The following is an 18,769-nucleotide window of genomic DNA, read 5'->3' on the forward strand; positions in this document are numbered from 1 at the left end:
TTGATTTCGAGCCGCGCGCGCAGCGCGTCCGTTGAGGGTGGTGGCGGGGGCATGGATGGAGAGTTCGGAAAGATCCTTGAAAAACGCCGTCACGCGCGGCGTGGACGGGCGTCCCCACCGTGAAGCGATCGCAAGATCGAAAAGATCGGAACGGAAAGGGGCGGTGGGCAGTGGACGTACCGGCCACCGGTGCGCCGTCCGGGGGATCCGACGGGCAAGCCGCCTGGAACCGGTTCGAACGAGATCGCACGCTCCGCGCACTGCGGGCCCGCTGGCGGACGGCCAGCCTGGCCGCGGGCTGGCGTTTCCCCAGCGACTGGGGCCTGCCCGAGGTCGACGCCGTCTGCGCGGCGGTGATCAAGAACGGCCGGGTCGCTCCCGCGGAAGTGGCGGAGACCGCACTCGCGGGGCTGGGCCGGGCACGGGCCGCAGCGGGCGCGGGACTGGCCGAGACGCTCGCGGACCTCGCGGCGTTGCACGCCGTGCTCGCCGACCCGGACGCGGTGGACGGTTTCCTCGCGCCGGACGTCGACTCCACACCGTCCCGGTTGCTCCGGGTGACGGCGCTCGCCTGGGCGGACGTCGCGACCGACCAGCTGGTGAACACCGAGGTCACCGAACCCCTCACCGGCCTGCCCACCGCCGCGTACCTGAGGACCCGGTTGAGTGAGCTGTACCGCCAGGCCCGCCGTGACGAGCGGCCGGTCGCGGAGGCGCACACGCTGCTCGTGGTCTCGATGGACTTCAGCTCGGTCGCGGGCTGGCCCCGGCTGACCGGGATGATCCTGGTCGCGGACGCGTTGAAGCAGGTTTTCGACGGCGGGGAGAGCGTCGCCTCGATCGGGCCGTCCGTCGCGGGCGCTCTCGTACCGAAGGACGTGCGGCTCGCTTCGTCCGGCGTCGCGCTGCGAAGGGCGCTCAACGAGCGGCTTTCCGTGGACGCCCAGTTGCGTGACACCGGCCGCCCGCAGATTTCGGCGGTCCGCCTCCCGGCGACCTACGACCTCGCGTGCGATCTCCTCGGCACCCTCGCGCGTTCCTGACGTGGGGTAGCGTAAGACGTTCTCCAGGTCACGGCCGACCCTGTCGACCAGGGACGACCCGGTTCATGATTTCCTGTTCGCGTGACCCGGACTGTTCCCGCCGACGCCAACGGCGACGTTTCGGCGAGCCGCCCGCAGCATCGACTGTCGCTGCGGAAGTCGCTCGCCCGCTTGTCCGTCCGGCCGAGATCGATCCTGATCCTGTCCGTGATCCCGCTGGTCGCGATCGGTTTCGGTATCTGGGGCTGGCAGCACGAATGGGTGCTGGGCGTGGACAGCGCGGTCTACCGCGCCGGTGCCGAGACGCTGTTGAACGGCGACCCGCTGTACGACGCGAACACCCTTCCGGTGGAACCGTGGTGGGCGCTGCTGCCGTTCACCTACCCGCCGACCGCCGCGCTGCTGTTCATCCCGCTCGCGATCGTCCCGACGCAGGTCGCCTGGGGGCTCCTGACCGCGGTCTCGCTGCTCGCGCTGGCGCTGTGCGTCCGGATCGCCATCGGCGCGCTGCCGAAGCCCTCGACCGACGGCCCCCGCTGGTGGGCCTCGCCCGCCCGGTCGACGATCGCGTTCTTCCTGGTCTTCCTCGGCCTCGAGCCGGTGTGGCGCACGATCTTCCTCGGCCAGATCAACATCATCCTGATGGCGCTGGTGATGCTCGACATCCTGGTCATCGGGGCAAGGGGCAGCCGCTGGGGCGGCGTGCTCGTCGGCGTCGCGGCCGCGGTCAAGCTCACCCCGATCGTGTTCCTGGGGCATCTGTTCATCACCGGCCGCCGGATGGACGCCGTCCGCGGGCTCGTCACCTTCGTCGTGATGCAGGGCCTGATGTTCCTGATCATCCCGCACGACGCGGCGCGGTACTGGACCTACACCCTGCCCGACACCGGCCGCATCGGCCCGGTGCACTGGGCCGGCAACCAGTCGCTGAACGCGCTGATGAACCGCTTCACCGAGCTCGCGCCCTGGGCGTCGAAAGCGGCGATGGGGATCGGCGCGCTGCTCGCGATCCCGGCGATCTGGCTGGTGCTGCGCTTCCATCGCAAGGGCCAGGCGCTCGCGGCGATGCTGGTGACGGCGTTCTGGATCCTGCTGATCTCGCCGATCTCCTGGACCCATCACTGGGTGTGGGTGGCGCCGCTGGTCGTCCTCCTGGTCTCGCGGCTGCCGAAGACCACGCCCGCCACCGCGTGGAAACGCTGGCTCGGCACCTTCGCGGTGTTCTTCGTCTTCATCAGCTGTGTCCTGCTGATCCTGCCGAACGGCCGTAACGTCGAGCTCCACTGGCAGGTGTGGCAGAACATCCTCGGCAGCGCGTACATCTTCATGCCGCTGGTGCTGGCGCTCGCACTCGCCGGACGCTGGTGGTACCTGCGCCGGAAGCAGGGCACGGGGCACACCGCTGTGGGGATTAACGACGAGCATGCTGAAGTCACGTCCGGCGGCTGAGGCCAGGCTTGTCGGGATCACGCTGGCGGGTGCGCTCGCACTGGCGATGCTCGCGCTGGGCGTGGTCGCGTGGCTCGGCGAATGGCACCTCGGCGCGGACAGCGCCGTCTACCGGGCCGGCGCTCTCACGCTGCTGAAGGGCGAACCGCTCTACACCCGGGAGGCGCTGACGACGCTGCCTCCGTGGGTGCTGCTGCCGTTCACCTACACCCCGGCCGCGGCGCCGCTGTTCCTGCCGCTCGCGATCGTCCCGGACGGGCTGACCTGGGGCGTCATCGGCGCGCTTTCCCTGGTCTGCCTGAGCGTCGTGATCTCCGTGGTCGCCCGCGCCTGCGGCGCCCTCATCACCCGGTGGTGGGTGTTGCCGCTGGCCACGGCCGGCGCGCTGGCACTGGAGCCGGTCTGGAAGACGATCTTCCTCGGCCAGATCAACCTCATCCTGATGGCACTGATCGTCGTCGACATCCTCGTGCTTTCGGCGCGCGGTTCGCGCTGGGCCGGGGTGCTGATCGGGATCTCGGCCGCGATCAAGCTGACGCCGTTGATCTTCGTGCCGCATCTGCTGTTCACCGGCCGCTGGAAGGACGCGCTGCGGGCGCTCGGCACGTTCGTCGCGCTCGAAGCCGTGATGTTCGCGGTGATCCCCGGTGACGCCGTCCGGTTCTGGACCGAATCGGCGACCGACCCCAGCCGGGTCGGCTCCGTGCACTGGATCTTCAACCAGTCGCTCAACGGCCTGGTGAACCGGGCTTCGGAACTCGCGCCGTGGTCGTTGACGGTGGCCATCGCGATCGCCGCCGTCTTGGCCGTACCCGCCGTCTGGCTGGTCGTGCGCCTGCACCGCCGCGGCGACCCGGTCGGCGCGCTGCTGGTGACCGCGTTCTACGGGCTGTTGCTTTCGCCGGTGTCCTGGTCACACCACTGGGTGTGGACGGTGCCGTTGCTCGTCCTGCTCGTGCTCCGCCGATCGTGGGTGCCGGCCGCGGGTGTCGCGGTGCTGTTCGCGAGCGGCTTGATCATGTTCGTGCCCAATGGCGGGGAGACCGAGTTCGGCTGGGGCCTCGGCTGGTCGCTGCTCGGGAACGTCTACGTCCTCACGGCTGCGATCGCCATCACAGGCCTGGCGGTGCGGGAGCTGCGACGCGGGTCCGCCCAGGTCGTGGCGGTGGCGGCCAAGTAATCTCTCCGTCGTTATGGACAAACGAACCGGTCTTCCGATCGTGGGCATGGTGGGCGGCGGACAGCTGGCCAGGATGACCCACCAGGCGGCGATCTCCCTCGGCCAGTCCCTGCGCGTGCTGGCCGCCGGGGAGAACGAATCCGCCGGCCTCGTCGCGGGTGAGGTCGTGCACGGGCACCACACCGACCTCGAAGCGCTGCGCTCGTTCGCCGCCGGGGTCGACGTGCTCACCTTCGACCACGAGCACGTCCCCGGCGAGCACCTGCTGACGCTCGCGATGGAAGGCGTCACCATCCGGCCCGACCCGGCCGCGTTGTCGATGGCGCAGAACAAGCTCGTCATGCGCGAGATGATGGCCGGGCTCGAGATCCCCGGACCCGCCTTCGCCGAAGTGTCCTCTGTGGACGATGTGATCACCTTCGGCGACAAGCACTCGTGGCCGGTGGTGCTCAAGGCGGCGCAAGGCGGCTACGACGGTCGCGGCGTCTGGATGCTCGACACCGCGCAGCACGCCCGCGAGACCGTCCCCGAACTGCTCGACGCCGGAACCCCCTTGCTGGTCGAGGAAAAGGTCGTCATGCGGCGCGAACTGTCCGCGCTCGTGGCCCGGTCGCCGTTCGGACAGGGGGCGGCGTGGCCGGTGGTGGAGACCGTGCAGTCCGGCGGGATCAACACCGAGGTGCTCGCGCCGGCGCCGGGGCTGAGCGTCGAGCGCACGCAGGAAGCGCAGGACCTGGCGCTGCGGATCGCCGCGACGCTGAACGTGACCGGCCTGCTCGCCGTCGAGCTGTTCGAGACCGGCGAAGGCCTGCTGGTCAACGAACTCGCCATGCGCCCGCACAACTCGGGACACTGGACCCAGGACGGTTCGAAGACCTCACAGTTCGAGCAGCACCTGCGTGCCGTGCTCGACTACCCGCTCGGCGTGACCGACCTGATCGCCCCCGCCTGTGTGATGGCGAACGTCCTCGGTGCCCCCGAGGCTCCGGAGATGGGCCCGGACGAACGGCTGCACCACCTGTTCGCGCGGTACCCGGACATCCGCGTGCACCTGTACGGCAAGGGCGAGCGTCCCGGCCGCAAACTCGGCCACGTCAACCTCGTCGGCGACCGCATGGAGGAGCTGCGCGACCGCGCGCTGCTCGCCGCGCACTGGCTTTCCCACGCCGTCTGGCTCGACGGCTACGAAATTCACTAGGAGTAGGAAATGGCGCCGCAGGTTGGCCTGATCATGGGCAGCGATTCGGACTGGCCGACGATGGAAGCGGCCGGGCAGGCGCTGGCCGAGTTCGGCGTCGAATACGAGGTCGGGGTCTACTCGGCGCACCGCACTCCGCAGCGGATGCTCGACTACGCGGCTTCGGCCGCTTCGCGCGGTGTGCGCGTGATCATCGCGGGCGCCGGCGGTGCCGCGCATCTGCCGGGCATGGTCGCGTCGGCGACGGTGCTGCCGGTGATCGGCGTGCCGGTCCCGCTGAAGTACCTCGACGGCATGGATTCGCTGCTCTCGATCGTGCAGATGCCCGCGGGCGTCCCGGTCGCGACGGTCTCCGTCGGCGGGGCGCGCAATGCGGGCCTGCTCGCGGTGCGCATCCTCGCCGCGTCCGACGAGGAGCTTCAGGCGAAGATGGCGCGGTTCCAGGCGGATCTGGAACAGCTGGTGCTCGACAAGGACGCCGCACTGCGTAAACGCGTCGAAGGCTGAATCTGCTCCATTTCCTCCGGTTCTTTGGAACCTGCTTGCGGGCACCCGTCGTCACAGTAAGGTGTCAGGCGGGCACTGCCGGTCAGAACGGTCCGGTGGTGGAGGAGGGAGCACGATGCTTTGCTTTGTGATGCCGTCATGACGGCGCCGCAGGATCCGCGAGTGTTTCGCGATCGGGTGCGGGCCATGGAAGCCCGACTCACGGGGACCGTGCACATTGGACGGTCCGCGGATCAGGCGGTGGCCGCGACGGTGACCGGACGCGGCGAACTCGTCGATCTGCGGATCTCGGACCACGCACTGGACCGCGCACACCCTCAGCTGCTCGGAAACAGCATCGTGCAGGCCGTCCAGGCCGCGCGTGGCGTCGCGCACTCGGCTGCGGCACCAGAGCTGGCGGCCCTGCTCGGAAACAAGCCGGCGTCGGCATACCTGCCTGCTGACCGGGCGATACCGGGTTCAGCCCAGCCGGCGCCCGCTGGACCTCGGCGTTCTCGGAGCGTGCGAGACGAAGCGCCTTACGAAGAGAGTTTCGATCAGGTCGACTTTCTCTCCGATGACGATCCCGACGATCAGGGCGGACACCGGTGAACACTCACGACAGGTTGTATCACCTGGCCAAGGAGATCGATGCCAGAGTAATCGCGATCGAGGAGGCCGCGGAAACAGGCCGGACGGCGATGCTGACTTGGCGTATCGCAGCGGGACTCGGAACGGTCACGGTGGACGGAAAGGGGACGTTGACCTCAGTCGACTTGGACCCCGATGCCGTCGAGACGCAGACAGAGGCAAGCCTGGCCCGGCACGTCCTTCGGGCGATCAATGACGCGGAGAGTGAAGTGCGCACGAGGCGTGACTCGGTGATCGAGGAAGCGGCAAGGGGGCGGCTTCGATGAGTGGTCCGTTCGATCCACTCGACTCCGGAGGCTCGGGGTATGAGGTCTACCCGGAAGCCCTTCGGAGGGCGACCGAGGATGTTTTTCATGCCGCGGGTCGCCTTCGTGATTTCGCCGATGTCGATATCGACGGACTGCGGCTTGGCGTTCACGACGTCGGCCTGCTCGGTGAGCAATCAGGCATCATCGAAGCCTTCAACGGGATGATCGCCGAATTGCAGGAGAAGAGCACTCGCGGCTTTGAACGTTTGTTCAAAGTGGGCGATGCCATGGACAAGGCCGCCGACTATTACGACGCACAGGACGAGGAATACTACAAGCGCCTCCGTCACCTCGAGAAGGATGGGGGATGATCGTGGGTGAATTGCCGCCGTACCCGGTCGCCGCAGATCAGAAGATCCGTGATTTCGCCGGACTTCCGATTGTCGGTCGTTCTGATGTATTCTTGATGCTCGACGACATTCGGACAAGGCTTCTCGGAAACGCCGTAGGTGTCCAGTCCTTGGCCGGAACCTGGACCGGCCGGGCCGCCGATCAGTTCGTCGCGCACGCCGCCAACGTCACCAATGCGCTCAAGGCGGAGCAAGAGGCGGTGGCCAGTGTTTCCGGAGTGATGACTGATATCGCGAACAAGGTGATAGAAACCTATGCGGCGGCCATCGGATTCTCGGGTGAGTGTGCAGGAGAGCTGGCAAAGATTGATTTGAAGGCGCTTGTCGCCGCTCTTGCCTCTGTCATTCCAGTGGTGAATCTGATCGGCTTCGCCGATGTCATCGATTCGGTCATCGAGGCACTCGGGAATCTCGTGACGAGAATCGTCGCCTTGTTCACCGAAGCGGTCAAGGTGATCAATGGTTTCAAGGGGAGCGCCGTCGGTCTCGAGCAGATCAAAGCGAATTTCGTCGAGGTTCCGGACCTGCGTGCGGGTTCCGGAGTTGACGAGCAGAAGCAATGGAAGGTTGAGCCGGATGCGTTCCCGGAATAGCATGAGGCCGGCGTTCATGGTCTTGTTCGCGGTGGCCGTGCTGGTCGCCGGTTGCGATCTGGGCCAGCCGGACCCGCTCCTCGATGGTCCGCCCGTACCGGCTCGGGTGGGAGGTGCGATCCCGCTCGCTCCTGTGAAGGATCCTGTGGATCTTACGTCTTTTCGAGCGGATCCTTGTGGCTCGTTGAAGCGTGAGGATGTCGCGGCTCTGATCATTGATCCGCCGGATCAGGTCAATCCCAGTCGAGCCGATTCGGCTCCGACAGGATGTTCGTGGTACGTCTGGCGTGGGCCATTGCTGAGCGTGCGCCTTCCCGCTGGGAAAGAAAAGACCCTCGTTGAGCTGGCGGCGCTCAGTGAGCGAGACCCTGGCCTCTACCCCGGGTGGCAAGAATTGTCGATCGGCGGCCTGCCCGCAGCCCAGTACCGCTTATCCGGCGACATGAAGTCTTGTGATCTGGTGGTCGGTATGGCGGATGACGCAGCGCTCACGTTCGGCTACCGAGTCGGCGGTGAAGACAGTTCTCAGTATTGGGGTGCTGATCGGTGTGCGGCCGTGTTCAAGGCGGCAGAGCTCGTGATCGGCAATCTGCGTGGCCGTTGACCTGCGGCGAGTGACGGAAGGGCGGCGTTTGCGACCTTTGTGCTTGGGCGGCTGCATCCTGTTGACCTTGCTGGTTGCCGGTTGTGGCAGCGGGAGAATTCTCGAGAACGGACCTTCGCCTGCCCTGACGGGGCCTGCGATTCCGGTCGTGCCGGTACAAGATCCGTTGCCGCTGGATTCCTTCACCGTGGACCCTTGCGGCGTTCTCGGTCGTGCTGAAGTCGCCGCGCTGATCGCTGATCCGCCGGACAAGGTGAAAGCGGAGCGGTACTCCGTCGGATATGACCGCGCCTGCAAGTGGGACCAGTTCCGCGCGGGCTCGTTGACAGTGGGGATCCCCCGGGCGGCCACGGGCGGTCTTGAGGAGCGGGTGGACCAGCACAAGCGAGATCCGTCGAAGTTCTCACGGTGGCGTGAGTTGTCGATCCACGGTCTTCCCGCGGTCGAACAGGTCGGGAACCCGTCGGTCTTCGAGTACAACGGCTCCACCCTCAGTGCCTGCACCGTCGAGGTCGGAGCAACGGACACCGAGCTGCTGGGGTTCAGCTACTCCCAGGTCAACGACGGCAAGTCCGAGTACTGGGGCGATGATCGGTGCGCGGCGGCGCTCAAGGCCGCGGAGCTGGTGATCGGCAACCTCCGCGGCCGCTGAGCGTCAGTCGGCGAGTTGCTTCCGCAGTTCCCGTTTGAGCACCTTCCCGGCGGCCGACACCGGGATCTGGTCGACGAAGTGGATCGCCCGCAGCCGCTTGTACGGCAGGACGCGGGCGCCGACGGCCTCCAGGAGTTGCTCGGCGGTGACGTTCTCGTCGCTGCGCACCACGAACGCGACCGGTAGCTCGCCGACTTCGGTGTCCGGTTTGCCGACGACGGCCGCCGCGGCGACGCCGGGCAGGGTGATCAGCAGCTCTTCGAGTTCGCGTGGGAAGACGTTGTATCCCTTGTACAGCAGCATGTCCTTCTTGCGGTCCACAATGGACAAATAGCCGTCCTCGTCGAGGATGCCGATGTCGCCGGTGTGCAGCCAGCCGTCGACGAGCGCGGCCGCGGTCTCCTCGGGGCGGTTGCGATAGCCGGTCATCACCTGCGGGCCGCGCAGGCACACCTCACCGCTTTCCCCGGCGGGCAAAGGATCTTCGCCGCCTTCGGCCGGGACGATCTTGATCTCGGTGTCGGGCAGCGGAAGGCCGACCGAGCCCACCTTCCGGGTGGCGGAGCGATACGACGGCGCGATGACGGCGCCCATGGTGACCTCGGTGAGGCCGTAGCCCTCGGTGATGATCACTCCGGGGAAGCGTTTCTGCAGGGCGCGGATCATCTCGTGGTTCATCGGCGCCGCGCCGGAACCGATGGTCAGTACCGAAGACAGGTCGGCTGTGTGAAACTCGGGGCAGGCGAGCAAGGCGGCGAACAGCGCCGGTGCTCCGCCGATCGTGGTGACCCGCAGCAGTTCGGCGTCGGCCACATACGCCGCCGGGTCGAAGCGGTCTTGCAGGACGACGGTGCCGCCGTCGAGCAGCGGGACGTTGAGCGCGGCGATGGTGCCCATGGCGTGGAACCACGGCGTCAGGTTGAGGGCGACGCCGGTGCCGATCCGGGACGGCCATTCGTCCGGACCGCCGAGCTGCTCGACGATCACCTCTCCTGACGCGTCGAGGGCCGGGACCGCGCCCAGCCGCCAGCAAGAACTCTGAAGGCTGTTGACCACGACGTTCCGGTGCGGCAGGCACACGCCCTTCGAGCGTCCGGTGGTGCCGCCGGTGTACGCCAGATGGGCGAGATCGCGGTAGATGTCGATCTCGACGTCCGGCCGCTCGTCGGAGTGAGCGGAGGAGAACTCGGTGAACTCCACCTCTCCCTGCCCCAATGCCTCGGGCGGGTGAACGACGATGCTCAGCCGGACCGATGTCCGGTCACGGAGCGAAGCGAGTACCCGCGCGACGGGGCCGACGGTGACGGCGGCGACCGCCCCGGCGTCGGCCAGCTGGAAGGCGAGGTCGTCCGGCGGGAGCAGCGGGTTCGCCGGGCTGAAGGTGGCCCCGGCGAGCAGTATCCCGTAGTACGCGACCGGGTACGCCAGGCAGTTCGGCAGGTGGAGCGCGACGACGTCGCCTCGCCCGACGCCCTCGGCGCGCAGGGCGTTCGCGAAGCGGCAGGCCGCGCTGTACGTCTCGGCGAAGGTGAGGCTCTGGCCTCTGTGGGCGAAGGCCGTGCGGGTGCCCCAGCGGGCAGCGGCGCCGGCGAGCACCGAGCCGACCGGGACCTCGGGATAGTCGAGCGACCGGGGGAACGGGGTGAGCTCCATCACTCGAACGTACGGACTTTGCGGTCAAAGACACAAGCGCTCGCGATGTCGCACAATGTGAACGAGCGCTAACATCGGTCAAACTCCCAAACGCGGTTAGAAGAGGTGACGAAGGTGTCTGACGGCCCGGGTCTGTACCAGCTTGCCGAAGAGCACGAGGAGCTGCGGGCCGCGGTGCGTGCCCTCGCGGAGAAGGAGATCGAGCCGTACGCGGCCGAGGTCGACGAGGACGAGCGCTACCCGATCGAGGCGTACAACGCGCTGGTCAAGTCGGGTTTCAACGCCGTCCACATCGGTGAGGCCTACGACGGTCAGGGCGCGGACGCCATCGCCGCCTGCATCGTGATCGAGGAGGTCGCGCGTGTCGACGCGTCGGCGTCGTTGATCCCGGCGGTGAACAAGCTGGGCACGGTGCCGATCATTCTTTCGGCGTCGGAAGACCTCAAGAAGCTGGTGCTGCCGTCGATCGCCTCCGGTGAAGCGTCGGCGTCGTACGCGCTTTCGGAGCGCGAAGCCGGCTCGGACACCGCGTCGATGCGCACCCGCGCGAAGCTCGACGGCGACCACTGGGTGCTGAACGGCACCAAGTGCTGGATCACCAACGCGGGTGAATCGTCCTGGTACACCGTGATGGCGGTGACCGACCCGAACGCCGAAAAGAAGGCCAACGGCATCTCCGCGTTCGTCGTGCACAAGGACGACCCCGGCTTCACCGTCGGCTCGAAGGAGCGGAAGCTCGGCATCAAGGGCTCGCCGACCCGCGAAATCCACTTCGAGAACTGCACCATCCCGGCCGACCGCATCATCGGCGAGCCCGGCACCGGCCTGAAGACCGCGCTGCGCACCCTCGACCACACCCGCCCGACCATCGGCGCGCAGGCGCTGGGCATCGCGCAGGGCGCGCTCGACGCGTCGATCGCGTACGTCAAGGAGCGCAAGCAGTTCGGCAAGTCGATCTCGGAGTTCCAGGGCGTCCAGTTCATGCTGGCCGACATGGGCATCAAGATCGAAGCCGCCCGGAACCTCGTCTACGCCTCCGCCGCGGCGACCGAGCGTGGCGACAAGCGCGGCGGCTACATGGCCGCGGCCGCGAAGGCGTACGCGTCGGACATCGCGATGTCGGTGACGACGGACGCCGTGCAGCTCTTCGGTGGCGCGGGCTACACGCGCGACTTCCCGGTGGAGCGCATGATGCGCGACGCGAAGATCACCCAGATCTACGAAGGCACCAACCAGATCCAGCGCATGGTCATGGCCCGCGCCCTGCTCAAGGGCTGATTCGTTCCCGCGTGAAGGCCCCCTTCCTCGGCTCAGCCGAGGGGGCCTTCACGCGCTTCGGGGCTCGCATTCAGGTGACGAAATGCGCAGGTGAGATCGCCCCTCGGTGAGATGCTTCACGGAAGTACGGCGATCATGGACCGCCGATGTCACTCTCGAAAGATGTTCTGGTTCGCACCGGTGTCGTGGACACCGCACGACGAGGCCGAGCTGATCGCCGGCTGGCGGTTGTGGCTCGAACTCGGGGATCGCATGTGGCCGTCGGCCGCGTGGGACGGGACGGCGGCCGACGTCGTCAGGCCGTTGCGTGAGCTGGTCGCGGCCTGCGACGAGATCGAGACGGGCTACCGCGAGGCTGTCGACGAGCCGTCGGAGGGGTTCATCCGGATCATCCAGTTCCTCGTGTGGACCGTCAGCACGGTGATCGAACTGTGGGCCGACGACGAGGTTCCGCTCGACGCCGAGCGGATAGCGTTGCTGCACGCCGATCTGGCCGGCTTCGCGGAGCAGGCCGAGCGGGTGCTCGAGGTGCTGGCCGTCAGTGGCGGGTGGACGGGTCTGGCCGCGGAGCACCGGCGGACGGGTCGCTGAGCGACTCCGGTTTCTCGACCCACGCGAACCGCGAGCCCGCCAGGTGCTCGGTCAGCGGGCGGTCCAGCGAGAGCAGGGTCACCGGGGTGCCGAACGGGTCTTCACCGCGCGCGATTTCGTACCCCAGCTCGATGACGGACTCCTCCTTCTCATCGGACTCGACGTCGTGACGGGTGACACCGTTGTCGATCGACCACGTGCCCTCGATGGTGCGATGGAACTTCAAGACCAGGTCGCCCGGGCTCGCCCAGGTGAAGCGAAACACCGCGAACTCTGTGCTCCAGCTCGACCAGTAGAGCCATCCGGAGCCGTCGCGGCGGAACACCAGGTCCACGGACTCGACGCTGCCGGGATGCAGGATTTCATCCGACCACAGGCCGGCCAGCCGTTCGTCCGTCACGGACGAGAGTCTGCCGTACCGGAAACGACCGGGTCCGCTTCCTGTCGGGTACCTGTCGATCACGCTCCGGAGGTGCCATCGGAGCCGCCCGGTGCCTTACCGTGATCCGAGTAAGTTGAATATTCACCGACCAGAAAGCTGATACCCGATGTTCGCTCGTTTCAAGGATGTCGCCCTCCTGCTCGGCCGGATCGGGGTCGGTGTGGTCTTCCTCGCACACGGCCTGCAAAAGTGGGAAAACGGGATCGACGGCACCGCGAAGTTCTTCGAGCAGACCGGAATCCCGCTGCCGACGCTCGCGGCGATCTTCGCGATCGCGGTGGAGATCGTGGGCGGGATCTTGTTCATCGTCGGTTTCCTGACGCCGCTGGTTGGCCTCGGCTTCGTCGTGGTCTCCGTCGGTGCTCTGCTCTCGGTGCACCTCGACAACGGCCTCACCGGTCAGGGCGGTTACGAACTTGTCCTCGTCCTGGCGGTCGCCGGGCTCGCGCTCGGTTTCAACGCCGGCAAGCTGTCGCTCGACCACGCGCTTTTCGGGCGCAAGCGTGAGGCGAAGCAGCTCCAGGACGCCTGACTCCGGATGCTATGAAGGGACCTTTCCTTGCAAATTTCGCAAGGAAAGGTCCCTTCATGGCATTTCAGGAGGGTAGATCCGCCGTCGTCCGCTCGGCTTCGCGCCGGGAAGCGAGTTTGGCCGGATCCGCGTCGGTGACCTGGACCAGATGCGCACCCGCGGCCAACGGCGTGAGAAAGCCCGCGAGAATCCCTTCCTCGCCTGCCCACTCCACAGTGGACAGAACGCGATCCTCGGCGGACAGGCCCGCAGCGGAAGCGCGAGAGCGGGCTTCGGCGAGCACTTCGTCCACAGTGGACGAACCCAGTGCCGGAGTGTCGCCGGGCACGGGGAACAGCGGGCTGAACTGGTCACCCGAAAGCCGGGCTTCGGTCAGGTAGTCCAGTGCGCCGTCCGGTACGGAACCGGCGGGCAGCCCGAGACCCATCGGGTGCAGCGAGACGACGGCCGTGGCGGCCGCGTCGGACGCGCCGCCCGGGGCGACGAACGCCACCCGTGCGCCCGCGGTCTCCGTCACCACCCTGGCGCCGCACCACCACGCGCCCAGCAGGACACCGGCGGTCTGCCAATGCGACGGCAGTACCACGGCGACCTCGTCCCCGGGTTCGACGTCGAACTCGTCGACCAGCCAGTTCGCCGTCTTGGCCGCCCAGTTCACCGTGGTCGCCACGGACAGTTCGACCCGGCTGCCCTGCTTGTCGTCGTAGTGCGTGATCAGCGGTTTCGCGGGCGACCCGAGTACGGGCCGCAGCAGCAATTCGGTGAGGCTCACGCCACGACGTTAGTTCACGCAGGGAACGCTCGACGCGGCGAGCACCGGAGCCGCGCCGGGAGCGCCGCCACCGCCGCCCCTGCCCGCCAGACCGGAGACGAAGCTCCGCACGGCGGCTGGGTCGATCTCGACGATGCTCTGGCCGTCCGCGCTGCGGCCGTTGATGTTCACCACCGGGATGGTCGTGAACGTCAGGTCGCCCGACGCGATCCCCTTCGCCTGCTGCGCGAACTCCAGCAGGTCCAGTCCTTCGTCCAGGACGATCGAGCGGCGCACGACGTCCATCAGTCCCGCCATCGTCGAAGGGCTGGTCAGCGTCCCCGCCGAAAGCACCTGATTCAGCGCCGAGGACAGGAACGTCTGCTGCCGCACGATGCGGTCGAGGTCGCCGCGCGGCAGGTTCTTCCGCTGCCGCACGAAGGAAAGCGCCTCGCCGCCCGACACGGTCTGTTCGCCGCGCCGGAAGTTCGCGCCGGAGTCCTTGTCCTCGGTCGCGTGATTCAGGCAGACCTTGACGCCGCCCAGCGCCTCGGTCAGGAGGTAGAACCCGAGCAGGTTGACCTCGGCGTAGTGGTCGATGCGGATCTGCGTCAGTTCCTGAACGGTCTGGACCAGTGCCTTGCGGCCTTCCTGGTCGGAATCACGTTCGAGTTTCGCCTGATCGGTTTCACCCCGATGGGCGTTCGCGTAGTTGGTCTTCGCGACGCCGTACGCCGAATTGATCTTGTTCGGACCGCGACCGGGGATCTCGGTCCAGGTGTCGCGCGGGATCGAGACGCCGGACGGTTTCCCGCCGTTCTTCGGAATGCGGAGGATGATGATGGTGTCGGTGTTGACGCCGGCCTTGTCCTCGGTGCGCAGCTGCTTGAGCATGCGGAGAGGCAGCGGGTTGCCCTGTGCGTCGGTCCGCGCGTCGCTGCCGACCAGGAGGATGTCGGTCGCGCCGTCGTCGGCGGGCGGCGCGGCGGGATCGTCGGCCTTGCTCAGGGCGTTCGTCGTGGGGACGTTGTTCTGCAACTGGTCCTTGGTGACGTACGCGTAGCCCGTCGTGCCGAGGGCGAGCAGGGACACGAGGCCGACCGCGATCCGCCGGGTGATCCGGCCGGCGCGGCGCAGCGGGCGCTCGGGCACGTCGAGCACACCCGAACTCGGTTCGTCTTCGTCCTCTGCGGGGGCCGACGGCTGAGGGAGCGGCGGATTCCGCGGGTACGGCGTCGGGACGGGCTTTTCGTCACTCTCGGTGTCCGAATTGCCGTCCTCTTCGGACTTCGGCTCTTCGGCGTCCAAGTGCTCAGAACGTTCGTTGACGCTCTTGTCCTCGTCGCTCATCCCTGATCACCTCCCCTGGCGCTGCAGCTGGTCCGATCGTAGGAGAAGGCTAAGCCACCGTGAGGGCGGCCACGCTGAGTACCCGGAATTAATTGACGCAGGGCATATTGCCCGCGACGATCGGCTTCGAGGTGGGCGCCGCCGGAGCGCTGGAGGGCGGCTGAGCCGGCTTCGAGGGCGCCGACGTCTTCGCCGGCGGCGTGACCGCGCCGGTGGACGCGCCCTTGAAGTCCTTGCCGAGCAGTACCCGCACCTTGCCGGGCGCGACGTCACGGTCCGCCTCGGCCTGCACCGCGGTGCCGAAGACCTGCTTGATCAGGTCCAGCGCGGCGTCGTCACCCGGCGCGTGCCGGATGACCGTCGAGTTCCGGGTGCTGAGCTTGGTGTCGGCAGTGAGTTTGAAACCCTTGCCCTGCAACAGAGTCCGGGTCTCGGTGGCCACCGTGGGCGAGCCTGTCCCGTCGAAGAGCTCGACGGTCACCGCTTCCGCGCCCGGCAGGGTGGCCGGGGTCTCGGACGGCGCCGCCTCCCCATCAGCGGTCAGGCGGGCGACCTCGGCCTGCACCTGAGCCGGGTCCACGCGGAGCACGGCGGCCCCGCCGATGGTCGCGTCGCCCTGGGTCGGGATCGTGTGGAACTCGACGTTGCCGCTGGTCAGCCCGCGCATCTGCGCGGCGAACTCCGGCAGATCCCAGCCCGCCGACAGCACGACCGACTTCTTCACCGCGCCGATCAGGTCCGAGATCTTCGCCGGGTTGAGCAGGACGTCCGAGGAGAGGACCTTGTTCGCCAGCCCGGACAGGAAGGCCTGCTGCCGCGCGATCCGGTCGAGGTCACCGTTCTGCAGGTCGTACCGCTGACGGACGAACGCGAGCGCCTGGACCCCTTCGACGGTCGACTTCCCGGCGGGCAGGTCCACGCCGGACTTCTTCTCCTTGACCGCGTTGTTGAGGCAGACCTCGACGCCGCCGATCGCCTTGGTGATCTCGTAGAAGCTCGACAGGTTCACCTCGGCGTACCGGTCGATCATCTTCGGCTTGCCGATGAACTTCTCCAGCGTCGTGATCAGGTTCTTGCGACCGGCGTCCTTGGCCTTGGCGTCGACGTCCTTGAGGTCGGTGTTGCCCTGCTGCTGCAGCGTCTTCGACGTGTCGTTGTAGGCGTACACGTACGCGCTGTTGAGCTTGTGCTTGCCGAAACCGCCGGTGATCTCGACCCACGAGTCGCGGGGGAAGGAGATCGCGACCGCCTTCTTGCCGTTCTGGGGGATGTGCACCAGGATCATCGTGTCTGTCTGGCGCTCGCCGTCCGAAACACCGGCGTGCAGCATGTCGAGGACCTCTCGCGGCAGCGGGTTACCCTGCGCGTCGGTGCGGCTGTCCTGGCCGACGAGCAGGATGTCGATCGCGCCGTCCAGCGGTTTCGCCGGCGGGTGACCGTCGTCCTCGAAGATGTTCGTGGTCGCGAAGCCCTGCGACAGGTCGCCGATGGACTGCCAGCCCCACCAGGTCAGCGTCAGGATCGTGATCGAGACCAGGCTGAACACGACCTTCACGCCACGGCGAGCGAACACCACGACGCCGCCACGGCGCGCCGGAATGGGTGGCCCGGGCCACTCGGTCACGTGCGGTCCTCCACGAATCTCCCCAGGGCACACGCGTGCCTCGTCCATAACTCTACTGATCCTCGTGTTAGACGCCCGTAGGCTGGTGAAAGGTTGCCCCGGTCGTGACACACTCGGCCGGTCGGGATGAAGCAGAGGGAGGATCGCGGCATGCGAGTGCTGGTCACCGGTGGCGCCGGGTTCATCGGTTCGCATTACGTCCGGCAGGTGCTGACGGGTGCGTACCCGAGCATGGCCGGCGCCGAGCTAATCGTGCTCGACAAGCTTACCTACGCGGGCAACGAAGCGAACCTGGAGCCCGTGCGCGACAACCCGCGCTACCGGTTCGAAAAGGGCGACATCTGTGACGCCGCCCTGGTCGGTGAGCTGATGCGGGGTATCGACCTGGTCGTGCACTTCGCCGCCGAGTCCCATGTGGACCGTTCGATCGCCGGCGCGGCCGACTTCGTGCTGACGAACGTGCTCGGTACCCAGACCCTGTTGCAGGCCGCGCTCGAGGCGCAGGTCGGGAAGTTCGTCCACGTGTCCACCGACGAGGTCTACGGCTCGATCGACAACGGATCCTGGGACGAGGACCACGCGCTGGAGCCGAATTCGCCGTACTCGGCGTCGAAGGCGTCCTCGGATCTGCTGGCCCGTTCGTTCTTCCGTACGCACGGATTGCCCGTCTGTGTCACGAGGTGCTCGAACAACTACGGTCCGTACCAATTCCCCGAAAAGGTCATCCCGCTCTTCGTGACCAACCTGCTCGACGGCAAGAAGGTCCCGCTCTACGGCGACGGGCTCAACGTGCGTGACTGGCTGCACGTGGACGATCACTGCAACGGCATCCAGCTCGTCGCCGACGGCGGCAGGCCGGGCGAGGTCTACAACATCGGCGGCGGCACCGAACTGACCAACCGCGAGCTGACCGAGCGGCTCCTGGCCGCCGTCGGCGCCGGCTGGGACAGCGTCGAGCCGGTCGAGGACCGCAAGGGACACGACCGCCGGTACTCCGTCGACATCACCAAGATCTCGCGGGAGCTCGGTTACGCGCCGCGGAAGTCCTTTGAGGACGGTCTGGCCGACACTGTCGCCTGGTACAACGAGAATCGGTCTTGGTGGGAGCCGCTGAAGAAGCGCGCGGGGGAGTGAAGAAGTGCTGAGCATTCTCGTACCGGGCGGATCCGGGCAGCTGGGGCGGGACCTCGCGGCACTGGCTGTGGACTCCATCGACGCCACGACCCCGTCGTCGTCTGAGCTGGACGTGCGCGACACCGGTCAGGTCGTCGCCGCGGTGACCGAGCTGGCCGGCCGGGCGCGGGCGGCGGGAACGTCGCCGGTGGTGATCAACGCGGCGGCGTACACCGCGGTCGACGCGGCGGAAACCGATGAGGAGCGGGCGTTCGCGGTGAACGCCGACGGTCCCCGGGTACTCGCCGCGGCGTGCTCGTCGCGCGGGGTGCCGCTCATCCACGTGTCGACGGATTACGTGTTCGCGGGCGACGCGACTTCGCCGTACGAGACCGATGATCTGCTGGGCCCGCTCAACGCCTACGGCCGGACGAAGGCGGCAGGGGAGGACGCACTGCTCGGTTCGGGTGCCCGTTCGTGGATCGTGCGGACGTCCTGGGTGTACGGCAAGGCCGGGTCGAACTTCGTGGAAACCATGGCACGGCTGGAAAAGGAGCGCGACGAACTGTCCGTAGTGGACGATCAGACCGGTTCGCCGACCTGGTCCCGTGACCTCGCCGCGGGCCTGCTGGAGCTGGCGGGCCGGGTCGCCGCCGGTGCTGGGCCGTCGCAGCGGGTACTGCACTGCACGGGTGGCGGGTCGACGACGTGGTGCGGGTTCGCGAAGGCGATCTTCGCGGAGCTGGGCGCGGATCCGGCGCGCGTGAAGCCTTGCACGACGGCGGAGTTCCCGCGTCCGGCGGCGCGCCCGGCATATGGGGTGCTGTCGAACGCGTCGTGGCGCGAGGCGGGTCTTACGCCGCTTCGGGGTTGGCCTGACGCACTGAAGGCCTACTTCGCTTCCTGACCCCGCTCGCATTC

The 18,769-nt window shown here is 67.5% G+C and carries 21 protein-coding genes; 16 read left to right on the plus strand and 5 right to left on the minus strand.

The genetic code is table 11. The annotated features are described in order from the left end of the window. Window positions 1–170 precede the first annotated feature (170 nt). The 11 genes from AC0685_RS09930 to AC0685_RS09980 all read left to right on the plus strand — a co-directional run bounded on the left by AC0685_RS09930 (window position 171) and on the right by AC0685_RS09980 (window position 8,514). Window positions 171–1,043, plus strand: coding sequence for a nucleotidyl cyclase domain-containing protein (locus AC0685_RS09930; protein WP_007031897.1), 873 nt, complete (start codon window positions 171–173; stop codon window positions 1,041–1,043). An 81-nt stretch (window positions 1,044–1,124) separates the two neighbouring features. Further along, window positions 1,125–2,492 (plus strand): glycosyltransferase 87 family protein, encoded by a 1,368-nt coding sequence (locus AC0685_RS09935; protein WP_340684518.1) that lies wholly within the window; start codon window positions 1,125–1,127, stop codon window positions 2,490–2,492. Further along, complete coding sequence (locus AC0685_RS09940; protein WP_478225180.1) at window positions 2,467–3,672, plus strand: glycosyltransferase 87 family protein; 1,206 nt, start codon at window positions 2,467–2,469, stop codon at window positions 3,670–3,672. Before AC0685_RS09935 ends, AC0685_RS09940 begins: the two co-directional genes overlap by 26 nt. A gap of 13 nt (window positions 3,673–3,685) precedes the next feature. Then, window positions 3,686–4,870: a 5-(carboxyamino)imidazole ribonucleotide synthase gene (locus tag AC0685_RS09945; RefSeq protein ID WP_478225181.1), complete on the plus strand. Its 1,185-nt coding sequence runs from the start codon at window positions 3,686–3,688 to the stop codon at window positions 4,868–4,870. Window positions 4,871–4,879: 9 nt separating this feature from the next. After that, entirely contained in the window at window positions 4,880–5,377 is a 498-nt protein-coding gene (gene purE, locus AC0685_RS09950) for a 5-(carboxyamino)imidazole ribonucleotide mutase (RefSeq protein ID WP_340684515.1), read from the plus strand. 138 nt (window positions 5,378–5,515) lie between these two features. Beyond that, window positions 5,516–5,968: a YbaB/EbfC family nucleoid-associated protein gene (locus AC0685_RS09955; protein ID WP_478225182.1), complete on the plus strand. Its 453-nt coding sequence runs from the start codon at window positions 5,516–5,518 to the stop codon at window positions 5,966–5,968. After that, window positions 5,965–6,273 (plus strand): YbaB/EbfC family nucleoid-associated protein, encoded by a 309-nt coding sequence (locus tag AC0685_RS09960; protein WP_478225183.1) that lies wholly within the window; start codon window positions 5,965–5,967, stop codon window positions 6,271–6,273. Before AC0685_RS09955 ends, AC0685_RS09960 begins: the two co-directional genes overlap by 4 nt. After that, a complete protein-coding gene (locus AC0685_RS09965) occupies window positions 6,270–6,626 on the plus strand; it encodes a hypothetical protein (protein ID WP_478225184.1) in 357 nt (118 codons plus the stop codon). The genes AC0685_RS09960 and AC0685_RS09965 overlap by 4 nt, the downstream gene beginning before the upstream one ends. Further along, complete coding sequence (locus AC0685_RS09970; protein ID WP_478225185.1) at window positions 6,623–7,258, plus strand: hypothetical protein; 636 nt, start codon at window positions 6,623–6,625, stop codon at window positions 7,256–7,258. Before AC0685_RS09965 ends, AC0685_RS09970 begins: the two co-directional genes overlap by 4 nt. 16 nt (window positions 7,259–7,274) lie before the next feature. Beyond that, window positions 7,275–7,862 (plus strand): DUF3558 domain-containing protein, encoded by a 588-nt coding sequence (locus tag AC0685_RS09975; protein ID WP_478225186.1) that lies wholly within the window; start codon window positions 7,275–7,277, stop codon window positions 7,860–7,862. Between the two features lie 10 nt (window positions 7,863–7,872). Then, entirely contained in the window at window positions 7,873–8,514 is a 642-nt protein-coding gene (locus tag AC0685_RS09980) for a DUF3558 domain-containing protein (RefSeq protein ID WP_478225187.1), read from the plus strand. 3 nt (window positions 8,515–8,517) lie between these two features. Here the strand turns inward: AC0685_RS09980 and AC0685_RS09985 are convergent, their stop codons facing one another. Then, window positions 8,518–10,167 carry a class I adenylate-forming enzyme family protein gene (locus AC0685_RS09985; protein WP_478225188.1) on the minus strand — a complete coding sequence of 550 codons (1,650 nt, stop codon included), beginning with the start codon at window positions 10,165–10,167 and terminating at the stop codon, window positions 8,518–8,520. A 105-nt stretch (window positions 10,168–10,272) separates the two neighbouring features. On the opposite strand from AC0685_RS09985, the gene AC0685_RS09990 reads away from it, so the two are divergent. Both AC0685_RS09990 and AC0685_RS09995 read left to right on the plus strand, forming a co-directional pair. Beyond that, a complete protein-coding gene (locus AC0685_RS09990; protein ID WP_478225189.1) occupies window positions 10,273–11,445 on the plus strand; it encodes an acyl-CoA dehydrogenase family protein in 1,173 nt (390 codons plus the stop codon). A gap of 162 nt (window positions 11,446–11,607) precedes the next feature. Next, window positions 11,608–12,036, plus strand: a complete 429-nt coding sequence (locus tag AC0685_RS09995; RefSeq protein WP_478225190.1) for a hypothetical protein — start codon at window positions 11,608–11,610, stop codon at window positions 12,034–12,036. Here the strand turns inward: AC0685_RS09995 and AC0685_RS10000 are convergent. Beyond that, entirely contained in the window at window positions 11,984–12,436 is a 453-nt protein-coding gene (locus AC0685_RS10000) for a hypothetical protein (RefSeq protein WP_478225191.1), read from the minus strand. The two genes, AC0685_RS09995 and AC0685_RS10000, sit on opposite strands and share 53 nt — an antisense overlap. A 148-nt stretch (window positions 12,437–12,584) precedes the next feature. On the opposite strand from AC0685_RS10000, the gene AC0685_RS10005 reads away from it, so the two are divergent. Beyond that, on the plus strand, window positions 12,585–13,010 hold the full coding sequence (locus tag AC0685_RS10005) for a DoxX family protein (RefSeq protein WP_478225192.1): 426 nt from the start codon (window positions 12,585–12,587) through the stop codon (window positions 13,008–13,010). Window positions 13,011–13,074: 64 nt separating this feature from the next. Here AC0685_RS10005 and AC0685_RS10010 read toward each other — a convergent pair whose 3' ends face one another. The 3 genes from AC0685_RS10010 to AC0685_RS10020 form a co-directional block, all read right to left on the minus strand. Then, the gene (locus AC0685_RS10010; protein ID WP_478225193.1) at window positions 13,075–13,782 is read right to left on the minus strand and encodes a TIGR03089 family protein; all 708 of its coding nucleotides are present in this window, start codon (window positions 13,780–13,782) and stop codon (window positions 13,075–13,077) included. Between the two features lie 9 nt (window positions 13,783–13,791). Continuing rightward, window positions 13,792–15,111 (minus strand): LCP family protein, encoded by a 1,320-nt coding sequence (locus AC0685_RS10015; protein ID WP_478225194.1) that lies wholly within the window; start codon window positions 15,109–15,111, stop codon window positions 13,792–13,794. A gap of 88 nt (window positions 15,112–15,199) precedes the next feature. Continuing rightward, the gene (locus tag AC0685_RS10020) at window positions 15,200–16,735 is read right to left on the minus strand and encodes an LCP family protein (protein ID WP_478225195.1); all 1,536 of its coding nucleotides are present in this window, start codon (window positions 16,733–16,735) and stop codon (window positions 15,200–15,202) included. A 150-nt stretch (window positions 16,736–16,885) separates the two neighbouring features. Between AC0685_RS10020 and rfbB the strand changes: the two genes are divergently transcribed. Together rfbB and rfbD are read left to right on the plus strand one after the other, a co-directional pair. Beyond that, window positions 16,886–17,869, plus strand: coding sequence for a dTDP-glucose 4,6-dehydratase (gene rfbB / locus AC0685_RS10025; protein ID WP_478225196.1), 984 nt, complete (start codon window positions 16,886–16,888; stop codon window positions 17,867–17,869). Window positions 17,870–17,873: 4 nt separating this feature from the next. Next, the gene (gene rfbD, locus AC0685_RS10030; RefSeq protein ID WP_478225197.1) at window positions 17,874–18,755 is read left to right on the plus strand and encodes a dTDP-4-dehydrorhamnose reductase; all 882 of its coding nucleotides are present in this window, start codon (window positions 17,874–17,876) and stop codon (window positions 18,753–18,755) included. Window positions 18,756–18,769 lie beyond the last annotated feature (14 nt).

The sequence above is a fragment of the Amycolatopsis sp. NPDC043889 genome, from assembly GCF_056435645.1.